Here is an 18,159-nt window from a genome sequence, read left to right as displayed (position 1 = left end):
CTAATCGATGATCGGCGCACGCAGACTGCTGACGACGCGGACCTGTGGCGCCGTGGGTGTCCTGCCGCGGTGGAGCCGGTCCAGCAGTGCTGCAACCCGGCCCAGCGCTTGTGGCACGCCGGCGGAGAACCTCACCCTTTCCCGGAGGTCGCGCAGCCATGCCGACAGCTCCGGAACCGCGGTGGGACTCTGCTCGCCGTCCACCCGCAGAACCGTCCACAGTTCGGCGTTGGCCTGCCAGCCTGCCAGCGTCGTGTTGCCGGAGCCGAGGGCGATGGTGGCGTGCTCCGGTCCGGCGAGGACCATCAGCTTGGGGTGGAACGCGGCACCGTGTGCGTATGCCAGACCGGCGAGGTAGCTGCGGCCGGCCCGCCGGACGGACCGGGGATCGTTCCGCGCCATGGAGACATCTCCCACCACCGTGACGCGTGCTCCGGTGGCCTGGGTGACGCCGAGGGCGACCTCCTCCAAGAAGCCGAGATCGGCGGTGAAGCTGAGGAAGAGCGCTTCTTCCAGGCTCCGCCCGCCCGTACGCTCCTCGAGGATGAGGGTCAGCGGAGAGGCGAACGCGGTTGGTGGCTCCACCACTCCCGGTGCCGATGCGGCCTCAGTCAACGAGAGCCCTCCCGCTACTGGTCACTGACCAGTGCTGGTCGTGGTACCGCAGTACGCCGCAGGTGGCCAGCACGGTTCCGAGTTGATTCAGCCGTAGCCCGACGTCATCGCGCCCCTCCTGGCTCGTCCGGTACAGCATCCCGCCGCGCTCATGCAGCCGGGTCGGTAACCACAGCGTGCCGTCAGCACGTCGGCGGGCCTTGGCCAGCGCGATCCGCTGCGACCGCGCCACCAGGTCGTAGGTGAGTCGGCGGGCGACATCGGGCAGTTTCATGCGCCGTGCTTCGTCAAGCCGCCGCCGGACCCATTCCGGGCCGAGCTCGACACCGCGCTGGCCAAGGAACGCGTCCCGGACCCGACCGGTGAGTTCGTCCACCCGACGGGCACTCGCGGCGAGCACCCGCAGCTCGGCGACAGGCAAGGGATCACCCGCCCACCGCAGGTCGTGCTCGGCGGGCAACGGCGTTCCGGCAGTGCTCTGCGTCGCGGGTAGAGAGGACAGGAATGCGTCCACCGTCATGTCGGGCAACTCCGCGGCGAAGCGGTCGGCCACTTCCTCGATCGGTACCAGCCCGTCGACCTGCTCCACGAGCCAGGACCACAGACGGCGCCACGCTCCGACGGAGTAGTTCCGCAGCACCACTCCGCGCCAGGCACCGGCCGCGTCGATGCCGCTGGTCACGGCATCGGTGGTCAGGAAGTCGCCGAAAGCGAGCACATGGCCGATGTCGCGGGTGAAGTATCGGACGGGATGTGTGGCGACCACACGAGCCAGAAGCTGAATCGTCTGTCGCCGTGTGGCCGAGCGGGAGCCTGCTTCGGCCGGTGCACCGGGCTCGCACATGAGGTTCGCCAGCCACGCTCCGTCAGGACGCTCACCGCCCGCGCACACGCACAGCCGGTCGCCGAAAGAGGCGAGATCATCCACGTTCAGCGTGTCTTCGGCGGCCAGTTCGAGTAGCCCGCCCAGTCCGGCTCGCAGTGCCGCGGTCTCAAGCCGCGGCCCGGGAACCGGCATGGGGCCGGTGCCGAGGATGCCGAGCGGGACCTCGGATCCGGCGTACGCCTTCCAGAACCCCCACGGGTTGCGTACGTACCCGTCCTTGCCCGGGATCTCGGCCTCGGACATGGTGACCGTTCCGGCGTGCAGCCTCCGGACCAGGGCATCGATTCCATGAGCACGCGGCAGCCACTCCAGAGGCTGTGGATGATGCGCGAACGACACGGCGGCCAACGCCACTTCCGCGCGGCGCAGCAGAGTTTGGGAGGCCGGGACTGTCAGGTCTTCCGCATTGGCTTGCGCCGCGATCAGCCCGTGCAGAGCGTAGTACCGCGCATGCGGAGTCGCTGTGGTCACCCCGGGCACCAGGTGATCGACCATGCGCATCACGTGCCGCTCCACCGAGAGCGGATAACGGCTCGCTGCGATGTCCAGTCCCGGGCGGCTCCAGCCCGGTCCGTCCACGAGCTCCGGTGTTTGCGGCTTCCCACCGACGGCGACCATGCGCTCAACCATCGGACCGAGAGCAGCTGAACGCCGCTGGCCGGTGGGTGCGCCGCGCAGTGAGCCCTTTTCGGCAAGACGGTCCGCGGCTGTGCTCGACCATTTCCTGCTGCCACCCCCTCAGTGCTGTTCAGTCGGGAAACTGATCCGTCATTCTGGCGCATCTCTCGGGAGCAGTGGCACTTCGGATGTGAATCACCCAGCCAGACGAGGCAGCTCGAAGGGGCGACCCTGTATCCAGGTCTGATAACCATCATTATCAAACGAAGGTGCACTTGCGTAGCCGGGGTCGGCGTATCGTCTTGTGGCGTCGAGCGAGAATCCGCTGCAAGCGGAACCGCGACGCAAGACAAGGCCCGGTCTGACGGGCGAAGCGGCTGATGTGACGATAGATGAGTGGGGGAGGGATGCACACCGTGGTCACTGGTCTGCCTGACCCGGCACTCCGCTCCCCAGGGCCGCTGTCCCTCCTGGTGTCGATGTCCGACATCGCGATGTTCGCCCGGGTGAAGCGCCCTGTCGTGTCCACCTGGCGACGACGCCACCCGGACTTCCCCGCCGTCGTGTCCGAGAACTCGGGACGGCCGCTGTTCGACGGCGCACAGGTGACCGACTGGCTGATCGCCTCGGGCCTGGGCAACGCCGCCCCGCAGGAGTTCCGATCCGAGCTGGCCCTTTTCGGCATCATCGCGCTGCGGGACCGTTTCACGCCGTGGCAGCTGGTCGAGACGCTGGGCAGCCTGCTGTGCCTGCGCCGGCTCGACGGCCGGCCATTGGCCGACGACGCGAACGTCTCCCCAGCCTCCCAGCCCGGCGCCGACGCCGACGACGCCCTCTGGTCCGCGCTGCTGCGCCGAGCCGAACGGATAGACGCCGAGGACGATTTCGTACTCCGCGAGCTTCGCTTGATCGACGCCAAAGCGGCCCCGCTCGCCCGCCTCGCCGAGGACCTGATCGAGTCCGCTTACGACGAGCGCGGCGCGTACGAGTGGCTGCTCGCCGCCCGCTCCCGGCTTGGACTGGACTCCCTCGCCGCCGACGCGGTCACCCCGGAGCTGCGGAGCCTGCTCACCCAGCTCACCGACCTCCGCGTCCGCCTTGAGCGAGGCGAGGCCCTTACTCTCGCCGACCCGCACGCCCGCGTCGGCGACCTGCTCGCCGCGCTCCTCGACGACACGGAGGACCGCGAGCGCGTCACCGTCCTCGCCGCCGACCCCGACGACCGGCTCACCCGCATCACCCGCCGCCGCCTCCTGCTGGCGGGCGTCGGCGAACTCGACCTGGACGTCCAGACCGGCCCCGACCTGGAGGAGCGCTTCGCGGACCCGGACCTCGTCGTCACCCAGCTCCCGTACCGCCCCGGCGAGGACCGCTCGGTATTCGCCGCCCTGACGGAGCTCGAACGCGTCGCCTACCTCCTTCGCCCCGGCTGCACGGCCCTCGTCCTCGGACCGGCCGACGCGCTCGTCGACGAGCTGAAGAGCACCGAGGCCGCCCAGCTCCGCTCGGCCCTCCTGCGCGAGAACATCGTCGAGTCGGTCATCGCGCTTCCTGGCGGGGTCCTGCCCTTCCGCCCCGGCTACCGTCTCGCGCTGTGGACGCTCACACGTGGTCCCGTCCGGGAGGCGGAGGGCCTGGTCTTACTGGCCGACATCAGCTCGGAGCAGCTCACGCCGGGTGTGCGCATGCGACTCGTCGAGGACGTCCTCCTCTGGCGATCGGAAGGCTTCCGAGGACTCGACGGTCACGACCCGCGCTACGGCCGTGTGGTCCCCGTCGCCGACCTGGACCGGGCCTTCGGCGGTCCGCTGACCCCGCCTGCGCCGCCCGCCTCCGCGATCTGGTCCGACAAGGTCACCGAACGCCCCGCCCTGATCGCCGAGGCCGAGGCCCGCCTGGAACGCGCGACGGCGGACACCCACACGTACGAGGACGAGCGAGGCCCTTACCGAGGGGCCGTAATGCGCAGGGTCGGTCGCCTGCCCAAACGCACCACCCTCGACAAGCTGATCACCGCACGCAGAGTGACCCGCCTCCCCGGCCACCGTATCGACGAGAAGCACCTCACCCGGGACGGCCACCACACCGTTCTGGGCCCCGAGGAGGTCACCGGCGAACGGCCCATGGGTGACCGCCGCATCGACCGTCTGCTGCTGGCGACAGCGTACGAACGGGCGGCGCTCACCGAGCCCGGTGACGTCGTCTATACCCTCGCGCCCCGCCTCGGCGTGTACGTCGACCACGACGGCTTCTCGGTCGTCGCATTCCCGGCCCGCGTCCTCCGGGTCAACGCCGACGCCCCCCGTCCGCTCACCCCCCGGGTCCTGGCGGCCCTGCTCGGCGCGGCCCGTGGCACCGCGCGCAGCCCCAGCGCCGTACGCCCCGCCCGCCGTATCGAGGACTACCAGCTCCCCGACCTCGACCCGGACGAGGTGCTGCGCTTCGACGCCCTGCTGGCCGAGACCGAACGCCGGGAACGCCTGCTGCACGCCCAGACCAAAGCCCTCGCCGAGGCCCGCCGCCTGACGATCGCGGGCCTGGCCGACGGCACCCTCACCCTCGGCGAAACCCGAACCATCAACCGTACGTAACCCCCAGACCCACCCACTGACAAGTCGGAAGAAGGAACGATGCCTCCCCGCAAGCGAGCCGCGGCAGCCGCCGGACAGGGCGAACTGCTCAGTGTCTCTAGCACCAAGGAGATCCAGGACATCCTGTGGAAGGCCGCGGACAAGCTCCGCGGCTCCATGGACGCCGCCCAGTACAAGGAGTTCGTGCTCGGCCTGGTCTTCCTGAAGTACGTCTCCGACGCCTTCACCGAACGACGCGAGGAGTTGGCCGCCGACCCCGAGCTGGCCCAGATCCCCGAGCACCGCCGGGCTGCCTTCCTTGAGGAGAAGGACGAGTACACGGAGAAGAACGTCTTCTGGGTGCCCCCAACCGCCCGCTGGGACCACATCTCGGAGAACGCGGCCAGCGCGGAGGGCGGCGTCGGCAAGCTCCTCGACGAGGCCATGGACGAGGTGATGAAGGCCAACAAGACCCTCACCGGCGTCCTCCCGAAGATCTTCAACCGCGACAACGTCGACCAGAAGCGCCTGAAGGAACTCGTCGACCTCATCAGCGACGCGCGCTTCACGGGGCACGGCGACCGTCCCGCGCAGGACATCCTGGGCGAGACGTACGAGTACTTCCTGGAGCGCTTCGCGCGGGCGGAGGGCAAGAGGGCCGGCGAGTTCTACACGCCAGCGAGCGTGGTCCGCCTGATCGTCGAGGTGTTGGAGCCGTACGAAGGGCGGGTGTACGACCCGGCGTGCGGCTCGGGCGGCATGTTCGTGCAGAGCGGCAAGTTCGTCGAACGGCGCAAGGGCAAGGACCATACCCACGACATCGCGGTCTACGGCCAGGAGGCCAACGAGCGCACGTGGCGCCTGGCGAAGATGAACCTCGCCATCCACGGCATGGACCCGAAGGGCGTCGGCGACCGTTGGGCGGACACGTTCGCAGACGACAAGTTGCCTGATCTGAAGGCCGACTTCGTCATGGCCAACCCGCCGTTCAACATGTCCGACTGGGCAAGGAAGTCGGACGACAGGCGGTGGCGGTACGGCACGCCACCCCAGTCGAACGCGAACTACGCGTGGCTCCAGCACATCGTGTCCAAGCTGGGGGACCGGGGCAGCGCGGGCGTGGTCCTGTCCAACGGCTCGATGTCGTCCAAGCAGTCGGGGGAGGGTGAGATCCGCGCGGCGATGGTCGAGGCGGACCTGGTCTCCTGCATGATCGCCCTGCCGGGCAACCTGTTTCGTACGACGGCGATCCCGGCGTGCCTGTGGTTCCTGACGAAGGACAAGTCCCCGCAGGGGGCGAGGGCGCTGGAGGACCGGCGGAGCCGGGTGCTGTTCATCGACGCGCGCGCGATGGGCACGATGGTCGACCGCACGGAGCGGATCCTCACGAAGGAGGACCTGGAGAAGATTTCCGACACGTACCACGCGTGGCGGGGCACCAAGTCGGCGAGGGACAAGGGCCTTTCATACGAGGACGTCCCGGGCTACTGCTACAGCGCGACGCTGGAGGAGGTCGAGAAGCACGACTATGTGCTGACGCCGGGGCGGTATGTGGGGGCGGCGGAGGTCGAAGAGGACCCGGACGCAGAGCCGGTGGAAGAGCGGATCGCTCGGCTGACGAAGGAGTTGTTCGAGCAGTTGGATGAGTCGGCTCGGTTGGATTCGGTGGTGCGGGAGCAGTTGGGGAGGCTGGGATGACCGAGTGGCCGGTGCGTGAACTAGGAGAACTTTGTACGCGGATCACTGTGGGGCACGTGGGGTCTATGGCCTCGCGATACGTGCCCAAGGGGATCCCGTTTCTGCGGTCGCAGAATGTGAAACCCGGTCGACTCGACCTCGCATCACTCAAGTACATCGATCAAGACTTCCACGATGAGCTGTCCAAGTCGCAGTTGCATGAACGAGACTTGGTCATCGTCCGTACGGGCGAGCCAGGCGTCTCCTCTGTGATTCCAGGCGGGGTGGGATCCCTGAACTGCGCTGACCTCGTTATTGCAAGGCCGGGGCCTGGCGTGGAGCCGTGGTTCCTGTGCTATGCCATTAACGAGACAGCGCGGGAGTTCATTCAGGCTCACACGGTGGGAGCCGTGCAGCAGCATTTTAATGTCGGATCGGCAAAGCGGTTGACGCTGAGACTTCCACCCCTAGCGGAGCAGAAAGCAATCACGGGAGTGCTGCGCGCGCTGGACGATAAAATCGACTTGAACGAACGCATCGCCTCGACCTCTAGTGCACTGGCGATCGCCCGAGGGCAGTACGTGGCGGAGAAAGAGGATGGCCCTGAAGTTACTCTTGCCGACGAAGCCGTCGTGGTTAAGGGGAATTCTTATCGGAGTGCTGATCTGGGGCAGGGGGGAGACTGGCTCGTCTCATTGAAATGCGTGGGACGTAACGGCACGTTCTCCCATTCGGGTCTCAAGAGATTTTCGGGCGACTTTAAGGAGTCGCAGATTCTCGACGATGGGGATGTGGTAGTTGCTCATACCGACTTGACGCAGAAGGCAGAAGTGATTGCCAGGCCCGTGCGTGTGGCAAGTCTTGGCGTAAGTGGTCGACTCGTCGCGAGTTTGGATCTCGCTATTGTTCGCCCCCGCGCCTCGCTTACTCGCGAATATCTGCTGGCGCTGCTTTCGACTCCGAGGTTCCGCGACCATGCTATGGGTTACTGCAATGGCACGACAGTGCTCCACCTGAGCGTGAAGGCGCTGCCCGCCTTCAGGTTTGCCATGCCGGAACAGGATCGGGTCCTTGCGCTTACGGACTGGATGTCGCCGCTCCTTGCGCGGTCGGATCGAGCAAAGGTGGAATCCCGCAGCCTCGCCGCCCTACGCGACACCCTCCTCCCCCAACTAATGTCCGGCAAGCTCCGAGTCCGAGACGCCGAGAAGATCGTGGAGGACGCCGTATGACCACCGAAAACGGCAGCGAACCCACGCACACCCCCGCCCACCTCGACGCCAAAATGACCGAGTCCACTTGGGAGCACCTCGCCCTGGACGAACTCGCCCAACTCGCCTGGGAAACCAAGCCCGGCAAAGACCTAGCCCCCGGCACCGGCCACCGCCGCGACTGGGACGACCTGATCCTCCACGACGAGCTCCAGGCAGCCATCGAGAGGCTGAACCCGGAGCTGACCTCCACCGCCGTCCACGAGGCGACGCGCATCGCCACCGACCCCACCTCCCGCGAGGCGTACCCGGAGAACAAGCAGGCGCACGAGTACCTCACCACCGGCATTCGCCTCACCTACACCGACGAGTTCGGCGCCGAGCAGACCCCCACCGTCCGCCTCGTCGACTGCACGGACCCCGAGGCGAACAGCTACCTCGCCGCCAACCAGGTCACGGTCAGGGACACCGACGGCAGCCACCGTCGCTTCGACATCGTCCTGTACGTCAACGGCCTGCCTCTCGCCGTCGTCGAACTCAAAAGCGCCTCCGACGAGAACGCGACCCTCAAGTCCGCGCACGCCCAACTCCAGACGTACGTCTCGGAGTTCCCGATCGCGTTCCGCTACAACGTCCTCTGCCTGGTCTCGGACGGCATAACCGCCAAGTACGGCACAGCATTCACGCCGTACGAGCACTTCGCGCCCTGGAACGTCGACCACGAGGGTGAACGCGTCGACACCAACGAGCCCGGCTACGACGGCCTCGACGCGCTGAACCTGGCCCTGCACGGCCTATTCACGCAGGACCGGTTCCTCTCCCTCACCCGCAACTTCATCAACTTCCCCCCGCCCAAGCCGGGCGAGCCCCTCTCCGGCAAGCGCATCGCGAAGCCGCACCAGTACTTCGCGGTGAACAAGGCGGTGGACGCCGTCGTCGAGGCGTCACGGACGAACGGCCAGGCCGGCGTGGTCTGGCATACGCAGGGCGCGGGCAAGTCGGAGGAGATGGTGGAGACGGCGGCGCTCGTCGCCCGTCACCCGGCCCTCAACAACCCCACCATCGTCGTCATCACCGACCGCAACGACCTCGACGACCAGCTCTACGAGACCTTCCTCGACAGCGAGACCCTGCTCGGGCAGAAGGCGCATCAGATTGACACGCGCGAGGAGTTGCGCACCGAGCTGACGCAGCGCAACGTCGGCGGGATCGTCTTCACCACCCTCCAGAAGTTCGGCCTGAGCAAAGAGGAGAAGGACGCCGGCAAGTCGCACCCGCTCCTCTCCGAGCGCCGCAACATCCTGGTGATCGTCGACGAGGCCCACCGCTCGCACTACGACAGCCTCGACGGCTACGCCCGCCACCTGCGCGACGCCCTGCCGTACGCCACCCTGCTCGCCTTCACCGGTACGCCGATCTCGAAGGCCGAGGCTGACACCCGTGCCGTCTTCGGCGAGTACATCGACATCTACGACCTGAAGCGCGCCGTAGACGACGGGGCCACGGTCCGCGTATTCCACGAGCCGCGTGTCATCAAGGTCGACCTGCCCAAGGGTGTCGACCCGAACACGCTCGACGAGCAGGCCAACACGCTCACCGAGGGCATGGATGACGCCGAACGCCGCCGCGCCATCCAGTACGCCACGACGATGAACACCATCTACGGCTCCGAGGACCGCTTAGCGAAGCTCGCCGACGACCTGATCGCCCACTGGGAGCAGCGCCGCGAGCTGGTCAAGCCCGACATCGGCGCCCCCGGCAAGGCGATGATCGTGTGCGCGACCCGCGAGATCTGCGTACGGGTCTTCGACGCGCTGGCCAAGCGGCGGCCCGGCTGGGCCAGCGACGAGGTCGGCAAGGGCGTCATGAAGATCGTCTTCCACGGCGACCGCTCCGACCCCGAGCACATGCGCAAGCACTCGCTGCGTAAGTCCCAGCAGAAGGTCGTCCAGAAGCGAGCCAGGAACGCCGACGACGAGCTGGAACTGCTCATCGTCCACTCGATGCTGCTCACCGGCTACGACGCCCCGCCCATCCACACCCTGTACATGGACCGCCCGATGCAGGGCGCCAACCTGATGCAGGCGCTCGCCCGCGTCAACCGCCGGTTCCGCGGCAAACAGGACGGCCTGCTCGTCGGCTACGCACCCCTCACCGACAACCTCACCAAGGCCCTGCGCGAGTACTCAGACCAGGACCGCAAGGACCAGACCCTCGGCGCGGACATCGAACGGGCCGTCACCGAGGTCAAGAACGAGATCGCCACCATCAAGGGGCTGCTGGTCGGCAGCCATTGGAAGGAGTGGCTGGCCGACACCGGCCGCCCCGACACCCGCAAGCGCGCGCTGCGCCTGACCGCCGACTTCCTGCGCGACCCGAAGAACCCGGGCAACAAGGTCGAGCCCCCCGCCAAGCCGCTCTCCGTCCGCTTCAAGGACAGCGCCGCCCGGTTGGACCGCTTCTACCGTGTCTGTGCAATGAGCAAGGAGATCGCCGAGCGCTGCGAGGACCTGGACGACTGGCGTCGTGACATCTCCTTCTTCAGCGAGGTCCGGGCCTGGATGATCAAGCTCGACGCTGCCCAGCGCGAGGCGAGCGGGGAGCCGCTCAGCGCCGAGGTCCAGCGTTACCTGCAAGCCCTCGCGGCCTCGGTCGTCGACGCCGACGAGATCACCGACCTGTACGCGGAGGCCGGGATCGGCCGGCTGGACATCACCCGCCTCAACGAGGCGCAACTGCGGAAGCTGGAGAACTCCGAGACCCCCCACCTGGTCACCGAGGCCCTGCGCCGCATGATCCAGCAGAAGATGCGCGAGGTGACCAAGCACAACGTCGTCCGCAACGAGAGCTTCACCGAGCGCCTGAACGACCTGATGAAGCGGTACATGCTCCAGCAGCTCACCAGCGCCCAGGTGATCGCCGAACTCGCCGCCCTGGCAAGGGAGGTGTCGGCGGAAGCCCGCCGCGGCGAGCGGTTCGACCCGCCGCTGACCCACGCCGAGCTGGCTTTCTACGACGCCGTCGCGCACCGCGACATGGCCGAGGCGATGGAGGGCGGCGACGACACCCTCGCCAAGATCGCCCGTGCCCTCGTCAAGGACATCCAGAAGAACCTCTCCGTCGACTGGCTCTCCCGCGAACCCGTCCGGGCGAAGCTCCGTACCCGCATCCGCCGCGTGCTGGCGATGTTCGACTACCCGCCGGAGGAGGAGCGCGAGGCGGTCGACCTGGTCCTCAAGCAGATGGAGATCGTGGCCGCTCTGTGGGCGCCCGCGGCGAAGTAGCAACGCGTACGGGAGGGCGCTACCAGACGCGCCCTCCCGTCACGGCCAGGAGCGCTCAACACGGTCGTGCCGTACGGCGTAGGCCGCCGGGCCGCCCTTCTCGACGGCTCGGTGGATGGCGTCACGATGTGCGAGGAGACGCTCGACCATCTCGACGCTGCGAAGCTGCTGGTTGTCCAGGTAGAACAGCACCGCCTCGCGCTCCAGGACGGGCTGGATCTCCAGATCCCGGGTCTTGATCCGCCCGTCCTTCGACAGTGGGACCCAGGACCGGTCGAGACCGTAAGTGATCCACTCCTCGTCCGGAACGTCCTGCCCGTCGTCAGGAAAAACGTCCCCGATGCGGTGAACCGTCCACCCGCAGGCTCTCAGTCCTTCCGCGACACGGCGACCGAGGTTCCGGTCGAGGAAGAACTCAGGCGACAAGGTGCACCACTGCCCGGCAGAGCGCGTCCACCTGCTCGGGTGTCATGTCGTAGTCGTACGCGATGTCCTCGACGGTCTCCCCGGCCTCCCACAGGTCGGTGATGGCCTGGACCGTGACGCGGTTGGCGGCCACCACGGGGAGACCGTGGCCGAACCTCGGATCGATCACGACGGGGACGGAATCCGGGTACTGCCTCAGCCGCAGGCTGGAGGGGAAGTCGTCACCCGGCTCCCAGGTGAGGTATCGGAGATAGTCGGAGACCACTTCGTGGATGGGGACCTGGCCGTCGCGGGCTCTGCGGAGATCCCCCCAACCGTGCTCGATGAAGATGTCCACGCCGTCCGTGGCGATCCGCTTCGACACGAGGCCGTACGGGGTGTCGAAGGCGTCCCGTACAGCGCCGGCCGCCTCCCTGATCTCGCTCATCCGCAGCCCCAGGGAACGCAGAGAACGAAGAACATGCGCCTCGGCCACCGCGATGAACGGCACCGAAGGCTGCCCCCTCCGTACCGGCTCGACCTGGTGGACCAGTGGTGCTCCGGCGGCCTTGCCCTTCAGCCACGAGGTAAGGGTCGACTGCGGAATCTCAAGGTAGGAGGCGGTCTCTGCGGGCGTCAGCAGTCCGTCTTTGAACCTGTCGACCATGCCCCACCTCCTCTTGGCGCCGGATTTCGCATCGTGCCACATCGAGCCTCCCACCTGCAGGTGGACCGCACACCCAGTCATCGGCTCAGCCAGCCACAGGGAGTCGGTCTTTGGCTTGGCAGTCCCGGCAGCGTTCAGTCCATTTGAGAGTGTAATTCTCGATAACTAGGGTTATCGCTGAAATCTTGGAGTCAAGAACTTCTCCGCTTCTACCGTCGGTTCTGTCACACCGGGCTCGCGCAAAGCGAGAGACTCACCCCTCTCGCCCACCGCACGAGCCCGGCCCCGGAACCGACCACGGAGGGCGGAGAGCACCATGACGGAACACCCCGCACAGAACGAGCCGAACGCATCCGATCATCAGGTCGATCACCGCCGAGGCGCCTCCTCGACGCTCTCCCGCTTGACCGCCCGCCTCGAAGGCTCGGCGCTCGCCGAGGCACCCCAGGAACTCCTGCGAGAGGCACTGAGCGCCACCGCGACGGAGTCGTCCGGCACCCCCGCCGCTCCGCACCCGGACCAGCGGGTGTTCCTTGACTCGATCAGCGTCAACGGCTTTCGCGGCATTGGCCGAAAGGCGCGTCTGCCGCTGACCGCGCAGCCTGGCGTCACCCTCGTCGTGGGACGCAACGGCTCGGGGAAGTCCAGCTTCGCCGAGGGCGCCGAGACGGCACTCACGGGCCGGACCGCCCGCCTGGACAAGCAGCGGGGAGAGGTGTGGCGCCGACACTGGCGCAACCTCCACGACGGGGCCGACGCGAAGGTCGAGGTCCGCCTCGCCATCGCAGGCGACCCCCGACTGTCCACCCTCACGTGCACCTGGCCCGGCGACGACGTCAACGCCCCCGATGTCGAGATCAGACGGCCGGGCCACGGCCGTCGGCCCTTCGCTGGCATCGGTTGGGAGCGGGCCCTGAACGACTACAGCCCCTTTCTGTCGTACGCGGATCTCGACAAGGTCCTCAACGGCAGGCCCAGCGAGCAGTACGACTCGGTCGCCGCCATCCTCGGGCTCCGCGAACTGACTGACGCGGACGAGCGGCTCCAGGGCATCGAGAAGGCGCTCGACTCCGCGCTGAAGCAGGCCGAGGCGGAACGGCCCGTACTCGCCGAGGTGTTGTCCGCGCCGGACGACCCGCGGGCGGTACGCGCGCTCGCGGCCGTCGGCAAGGCGGGCGACCCCGACTTCGCCGAACTCGACGCCCTCGTGACTGCACTGCCCGACGCGGACGCGGGCCGTCTCCGGGAACTGCGGACGACCGCCGCGCTGACTGGACCGGACCTCGGCGTGGTCGGCGCGGCCGTGGACCGGCTCCGCGAGGCCGTCGCCGTACTCGACGACGTACGTGCCTCGGGCGCCGAGGACGCCCACCAGCGCGCGGAACTGCTGGCCAAGGCCCTGGAGCACAGTCGTCGGCACCAGGACGAGAATACCTGCCCGGTGTGCGGGTCCGACCGGACGCTCGACGAGGCGTGGGCCGAGCGGGCCGCCGAGCAGGTGGCAGCCCTGCGGCGGGAGGCCGCGACTGCGCGGGAGGCCCGCACCGGGCTGCGGAACGCGGTTGACGCCGTCCGCTACCTCGTCACGCCGGTCCCCGCGTGGCTGCCCGCCCCGCTCGTGGACCCGTGGGAGGAGTGGCAGGCGTGCCGGGCGATCGACGACGCCGAGCGGCTCGCCGCCCGCGCCGAGACCGCCGCTCTTGTACTCGCCGACGCCTGCGCCGCGCTGCGCGAGGAGGCGCTGCGGGAGCTGGAGAAGCTCGACGAGGAGTGGCGCTCCTGTGCCACCCGCCTCGCGGGCTGGCTCGACCGGGCCCGGCCCGCGTACGCCGGCAGGTCCCGGCTGTGCCAGGTCAGGGCGGCCCGTAAGTGGCTGAAGGAGGCGCGTGCCGAGCTGCGCGAGGAGCGGCTGCGGCCGTTCGAGGACCACTCGCAGCGGATCTGGGAGGAACTGCGTCAGCAGAGCAACGTGGACCTGCGTTCCGTACGCCTGACCGGCAGCGAGAAGGCCACCGTGCGCAAGCTGGTGATGGACGTGTCCGTCGACGGCACGGAGGCGGCGGCCCTCGGCGTCATGAGCCAGGGCGAACTGCATTCCCTCGCGCTCTCGCTCTTCCTGCCGCGTGCTGCCGCGCCGGACAGCCCCTTCGGGTTCGTCGTCATCGACGACCCGGTGCAGTCCATGGATCCCGCCAAGGTCCACGGCCTCGCGAAGGTGCTGCACGACCTCGGGGAGACCCGGCAGGTCGTGGTCTTCACCCACGACACGCGGCTCCAGCGGGCCTTCACCAACCAGGAACTCCCGGTGACCGTACTGGAGGTGGAGCGGGCGGGCCGGTCCGTGGTGACCGTGAACCGGGTGACCGATCCGGTCGGTCAGGCACTGGCCGACGCACGCGCCCTCATCCGGACGCGAAACCTCCCGCCGGTCGCGATGACCCATGTGCTGCCCAGCCTCTGCCGCGCCGTCCTGGAACGGGCCTTCTCTGAGGCCGCGTGGCTTCGGCTGCACCGGGCGGGGGTGGCCGAACACGAGGCGGAGAAGACCGTCGCGGGGGCCGTCACGCTGATGGACATCGCCGCCCTGGGGCTCTTCGGAGACCCGTCGAAGAGGGCCAGTGACGTCTACCGCGAGCTGCGCAGGCGGTGCGGCCCCGGGGCGGTGGACCTTGTCCGGCAGTGCCAGGAGGGTGCCCACCCGTCGGGCACCTCGATGCCGGACCCCCACCGGTTCGTGGACGACATCAAGGCCGTCGCCCTGACGGTACGCAAGCCCGAGGAGGGGCCGTGAATCAGACCATTCGCCAGCTGCTCGACACCGCCGACCTGCTCCTCACGGACATCGGCGAGCCCGCCACGCCCGCTGCCACGACCGTACCCACCACGTCCACTGCCGCCACGGCGAGCCGGTGTCGAGGTGCAGCCTTCGCCCTCCGGGTCGCGCTGGAGAGCGCGGTCGCCGACCGCCTCACCGCCCACCGGGCGCCGCGCGCGATCCGGGAGGGCACCCAGCGGGCCGCGTTCCTCTGGCTTCGCGGTTGCGCCGAAGCCGGAACGGCCCGCCGCGCGAAAGCCGTGTGGACCCAGCTCTGTCTGGGATGCCACTACCACCAGTACGAGATCGGTCCGACGGAGGACCAGGTCCGCGCGTGGCACACCGAAGTCGCGGCGCTCGTCACCCTGTTGACCCCCTGATCAGCATCGGCGCCAGGAGAGGCGCTGCCGGGAGGAGACACCCGTGAGAACAACACCACGAGGGCGGTTATCGCCACCGTCCACAGAGAGCGGAACGAGGAGCAGCACGATGACGGCCCGTACGTCCAAGCGAACCCTGTACCGGCTCAGGGGCGTGCCTCCCACTGCCGACGCGATGTTCGACGCACTGGACGCTGGCCAGTTGGAAAGGGTCCACGCGGACTTCGACGTCCCCGAGAACCTCGGTGTGCCGGCGGTCCTGGTCACCGGCAGCTTCGAGCAGTCCGTCGCGAGCTGGTGCGACGAGATCTTCCGTACGACAGGTATCGAGGTGTCACGGCCCGTCAATCGCTCGGCCGGCCTGCTGATGCTGGCCGTCGACGGTGAGGTATACGCGATCGGTTACGACCAGGGCTTCCGCCTGGTGCCCGACCGCCTGAAGGACCACCGCTTCGGCCTGAGCTTCGCGTCCCGCCGAGTGGACCCCGCGAAGATCCGGGACCTGGTGTCGCACACCCCCGGCGGAGGACGCACCGATATCACCCTGATCCCGAGCGGGGCCTCGGTGTGGAGCCTGGGCATCGTCGAACACGCCCAGATCGTGCGCCGCCTCGGCGGCCACCTGGACAACATCCCGCTCACCATCTCCCGGGACAACCCGGGGAAGATCTCCAGTGCCGAGGGCGGCGCCGGCCTGTGCATGCGACTCGGTGTGGAGGGCGCCGACCTGATTGCCGACATCCGTGCGATCGCCCGCGTGTTGCGCGAGGAGAAGCCGAGTCCGGAGCTGGAGTTCGTCGAACACGTCGTGCCCGTCGACGATCCCAGCCTTGTCACCCGCCTGGAGGCCGTCTTGGACGACCTTCTGGGACAGGAGCCTGGCGGGAGAATCAGCGTTGCTGTCCCCGCCGACCATTGGGACGACTACATGGCCGCCCGGGCGTTCAGGGCCAGGATCAACAGCTACGCGGCCGGCCGGTCGACCGACGACTTCGACCTTGAGTACGTCCTCTGCCGTGCGCGCATCCAGCGTGCGGGCAGCCGCGTGGCCGCGCTCCGGGAAGGAACAGTCACCCTCTATCGGCACGACCGCGCCGACCGGGCCGACGAAATCTGGACGTCCAGCGCTCTCCGGTGGATCGAGGCGGAGGTGTTTCTCGACTCTCGCCGGTTCTTCCTGATGGACGAGCACTGGTACGAGATCGATCAGGAGTATCTGAAGGCGATCCGCTCGCACGCCGAGCGGCTGATCTCCGACACCCCGTCCGTCGACCTGCCCCCGTGGGTCCTCGGGGAGAAGGAGCGCACCTACAACGCGTCCGTGCCGGACCAGCGGCCCGGGTACGTCTGCTTCGACCGCGACAACGTGCAGACCGCGCTGCACCGCGGGAACGGCGTAGAGATTTGCGACCTGCTGAGCCCGGATGATGTCCTGATCATGGTGAAGCGCGCCAAGGGTTCCGACGCGCTGAGCCATCTCTTCAGTCAGGCCCTTGTCGCCGTACAGACGTTGCGGAACTCCCCGGAGGGGAGGGAACGGTTCGCCGAGAAGGTGGCTGCCGCCCGGCAAGGGCGCGGTCTACCGGAAGACTTCCGGCCTTTGAAGGTTGTCTTCGCAATCCTGCTGAAGGACGGCACCGACCTCACCGCCGACACCCTGTTCCCGTTCTCGCAGGTCACTTTGGTGCAAACGGCCAGGACACTCGAAACATGGGGCGTCCAGGTCGAGGTCGTCGGCATCGCCTCAACTCCTTGGGTTGTCACTTCGACTGGAACCCGACGGCTGGTGGCGTAGCCGCCGCGCACCGTAGCGTCGTACGCCGACATTGTGCAAAGCCTGGAGAGGCGCCGTCCCAGTAGGCGCTCATGTGGTCAGCCGTCGTCTCACCGTCCAAGCAGGCGGGCCTATTCCCTCCTCAGCTGGGTGAACCCCTCCATGCAGGCGATCGCGCTTACCAGACTGCGCATCGCCGCCTTGGTGAAGAGCAACGGCCCACGGCCGACGTCCTTGGAGTCTCGCACTGCCGCGTACTCGTTCAGTTCCGCGACTTCTACGCAGTCGTTCGCACCCCCGCTGTACGTGCTCTTCCGCCAGTGCGCACGTGCGAGGTCGACGTCGTGCGGAGCTGCCGTGACGTCGTGCGGGGCGGCCATGCTGGGCGTGCTCACTCTTCGAGCTCCTTGCTGATGCGTGCGATGCGGGTGCGAGTCTCCGACGGGTCGAGGGCGTTATCCCGCAACTGATCGAAGATGTCCGTGTAGTTGGCTACGTCCTCCGGGGACTCCAGATACACGGAGTTCTTGGGGTTCTCCAGCCACACCAGGTCTGGCGTGGGGCGCGGGAAGGTCAGGATGACGAAGGGGCCGTACAGCCCGGGATGCGCTCCGAGTGAGAAGGGCAGCAGCTGCACGGTGACGTTCGACTGCTCGCTTGCCGCCACCAGCTTCCGCAGCTGGTCGCGCATCACTTCTACAGAGCCGACCGTCCGGCGCAGCACGGCTTCGTCGAGGATCGCCCAGAGTCGGGCGGGGGTCTCGCCGTCCAAGCGGCTGTTCTGCCGCTCCATGCGGACCCTGACCAGGGACTCGACCAGCGGCGGGGACAGGTTCTTCCTCATCCGGGAGATCACGGCACGTGCGTAGTCCTCGGTCTGGAGCAGCCCTGGCACGAGCATCGGCTGGTAGCTGGCGAGGTGTGTCGCGCCGGCCTCCAGCGCGAGGTATCCGTCGTAACGGGTCGGGGTGAGGACCGTCGAGTACTTCCGCCACCAGGGCTTCTGCTGCTCCTTGTCCGCTGGCACGAGGTCGAGCACGTCGGCGCGCCGATCCTCGTCCTTGACGCCGTACAGGTTCAGCAGAGCGCGGACGAGGACCGGCGTCGTACCGCGTTCGCCGTTCTCGATCCGGCTCAGTGACCCCTGGTTGACCTCCAGCTGGTTAGCGACCTCGGTGAGGGTGAGCCCGGTCGCGTCACGCAGTTCCTTCAGCCGTGCCGCGAGCTGTCGCCGGTAGACCGACTGCGGGACCAGGC

13 protein-coding genes and 1 pseudogene are annotated in these 18,159 nt (G+C 68.0%); 7 read left to right on the top strand and 7 right to left on the bottom strand.

Annotated features, from left to right (window positions below):
- Both ACZ4MF_RS33785 and ACZ4MF_RS33780 read right to left on the bottom strand, forming a co-directional pair.
- Window positions 1-615, bottom strand: a complete 615-nt coding sequence (locus tag ACZ4MF_RS33785) for a hypothetical protein (RefSeq protein ID WP_467496106.1) — start codon at window positions 613-615, stop codon at window positions 1-3.
- Entirely contained in the window at window positions 608-2,131 is a 1,524-nt protein-coding gene (locus ACZ4MF_RS33780; RefSeq protein ID WP_467496104.1) for a hypothetical protein, read from the bottom strand. The genes ACZ4MF_RS33785 and ACZ4MF_RS33780 overlap by 8 nt, the downstream gene beginning before the upstream one ends.
- Window positions 2,132-2,535: 404 nt before the next feature.
- Between ACZ4MF_RS33780 and ACZ4MF_RS33775 the strand changes: the two genes are divergently transcribed.
- The 4 genes from ACZ4MF_RS33775 to ACZ4MF_RS33760 are packed head-to-tail and all read left to right on the top strand — an operon-like array spanning window position 2,536 to window position 10,861.
- Complete coding sequence (locus tag ACZ4MF_RS33775; RefSeq protein ID WP_467496103.1) at window positions 2,536-4,710, top strand: hypothetical protein; 2,175 nt, start codon at window positions 2,536-2,538, stop codon at window positions 4,708-4,710.
- Window positions 4,711-4,749: 39 nt separating this feature from the next.
- A complete protein-coding gene (locus ACZ4MF_RS33770; protein ID WP_467496101.1) occupies window positions 4,750-6,387 on the top strand; it encodes a class I SAM-dependent DNA methyltransferase in 1,638 nt (545 codons plus the stop codon).
- Window positions 6,384-7,598 carry a restriction endonuclease subunit S gene (locus ACZ4MF_RS33765; RefSeq protein WP_467496099.1) on the top strand — a complete coding sequence of 405 codons (1,215 nt, stop codon included), beginning with the start codon at window positions 6,384-6,386 and terminating at the stop codon, window positions 7,596-7,598. Before ACZ4MF_RS33770 ends, ACZ4MF_RS33765 begins: the two co-directional genes overlap by 4 nt.
- Entirely contained in the window at window positions 7,595-10,861 is a 3,267-nt protein-coding gene (locus ACZ4MF_RS33760) for a type I restriction endonuclease subunit R (protein ID WP_467496097.1), read from the top strand. The genes ACZ4MF_RS33765 and ACZ4MF_RS33760 overlap by 4 nt, the downstream gene beginning before the upstream one ends.
- Window positions 10,862-10,900: 39 nt before the next feature.
- Here the strand turns inward: ACZ4MF_RS33760 and ACZ4MF_RS33755 are convergent, their stop codons facing one another.
- Both ACZ4MF_RS33755 and ACZ4MF_RS33750 read right to left on the bottom strand, forming a co-directional pair.
- A complete protein-coding gene (locus ACZ4MF_RS33755; protein WP_467496095.1) occupies window positions 10,901-11,287 on the bottom strand; it encodes a PIN-like domain-containing protein in 387 nt (128 codons plus the stop codon).
- Window positions 11,277-11,933, bottom strand: a complete 657-nt coding sequence (locus ACZ4MF_RS33750; protein ID WP_362171027.1) for a DUF433 domain-containing protein — start codon at window positions 11,931-11,933, stop codon at window positions 11,277-11,279. The genes ACZ4MF_RS33755 and ACZ4MF_RS33750 overlap by 11 nt, the downstream gene beginning before the upstream one ends.
- A 403-nt stretch (window positions 11,934-12,336) precedes the next feature.
- Between ACZ4MF_RS33750 and ACZ4MF_RS33745 the strand changes: the two genes are divergently transcribed.
- The 3 genes from ACZ4MF_RS33745 to ACZ4MF_RS33735 are packed head-to-tail and all read left to right on the top strand — an operon-like array spanning window position 12,337 to window position 16,923.
- On the top strand, window positions 12,337-14,724 hold the full coding sequence (locus ACZ4MF_RS33745; protein WP_467496093.1) for an AAA family ATPase: 2,388 nt from the start codon (window positions 12,337-12,339) through the stop codon (window positions 14,722-14,724).
- Complete coding sequence (locus ACZ4MF_RS33740; protein ID WP_467496091.1) at window positions 14,721-15,128, top strand: hypothetical protein; 408 nt, start codon at window positions 14,721-14,723, stop codon at window positions 15,126-15,128. Before ACZ4MF_RS33745 ends, ACZ4MF_RS33740 begins: the two co-directional genes overlap by 4 nt.
- Before the next feature lie 43 nt (window positions 15,129-15,171).
- A complete protein-coding gene (locus ACZ4MF_RS33735) occupies window positions 15,172-16,923 on the top strand; it encodes a TIGR04141 family sporadically distributed protein (protein WP_467496089.1) in 1,752 nt (583 codons plus the stop codon).
- A gap of 110 nt (window positions 16,924-17,033) precedes the next feature.
- On the opposite strand, the gene ACZ4MF_RS33730 is transcribed toward ACZ4MF_RS33735, so the two are convergent.
- The 3 genes and pseudogenes from ACZ4MF_RS33730 to ACZ4MF_RS33720 form a co-directional block, all read right to left on the bottom strand.
- On the bottom strand, window positions 17,034-17,297 hold the full coding sequence (locus ACZ4MF_RS33730; RefSeq protein ID WP_467496087.1) for a DUF397 domain-containing protein: 264 nt from the start codon (window positions 17,295-17,297) through the stop codon (window positions 17,034-17,036).
- A complete protein-coding gene (locus ACZ4MF_RS33725) occupies window positions 17,294-17,941 on the bottom strand; it encodes a DUF5753 domain-containing protein (RefSeq protein ID WP_467496085.1) in 648 nt (215 codons plus the stop codon). The genes ACZ4MF_RS33730 and ACZ4MF_RS33725 overlap by 4 nt, the downstream gene beginning before the upstream one ends.
- Window positions 17,942-17,959: 18 nt before the next feature.
- Window positions 17,960-18,157: pseudogene (locus ACZ4MF_RS33720) on the bottom strand (helix-turn-helix domain-containing protein); the annotation flags it as partial.
- Window positions 18,158-18,159: the final 2 nt, after the last annotated feature.

Source organism: Streptomyces sp. NPDC025793 (assembly GCF_055558375.1).
The sequence above is the reverse complement of the archived record's forward strand: the minus strand, read 5'-3'. Positions and strand labels throughout refer to the sequence as shown.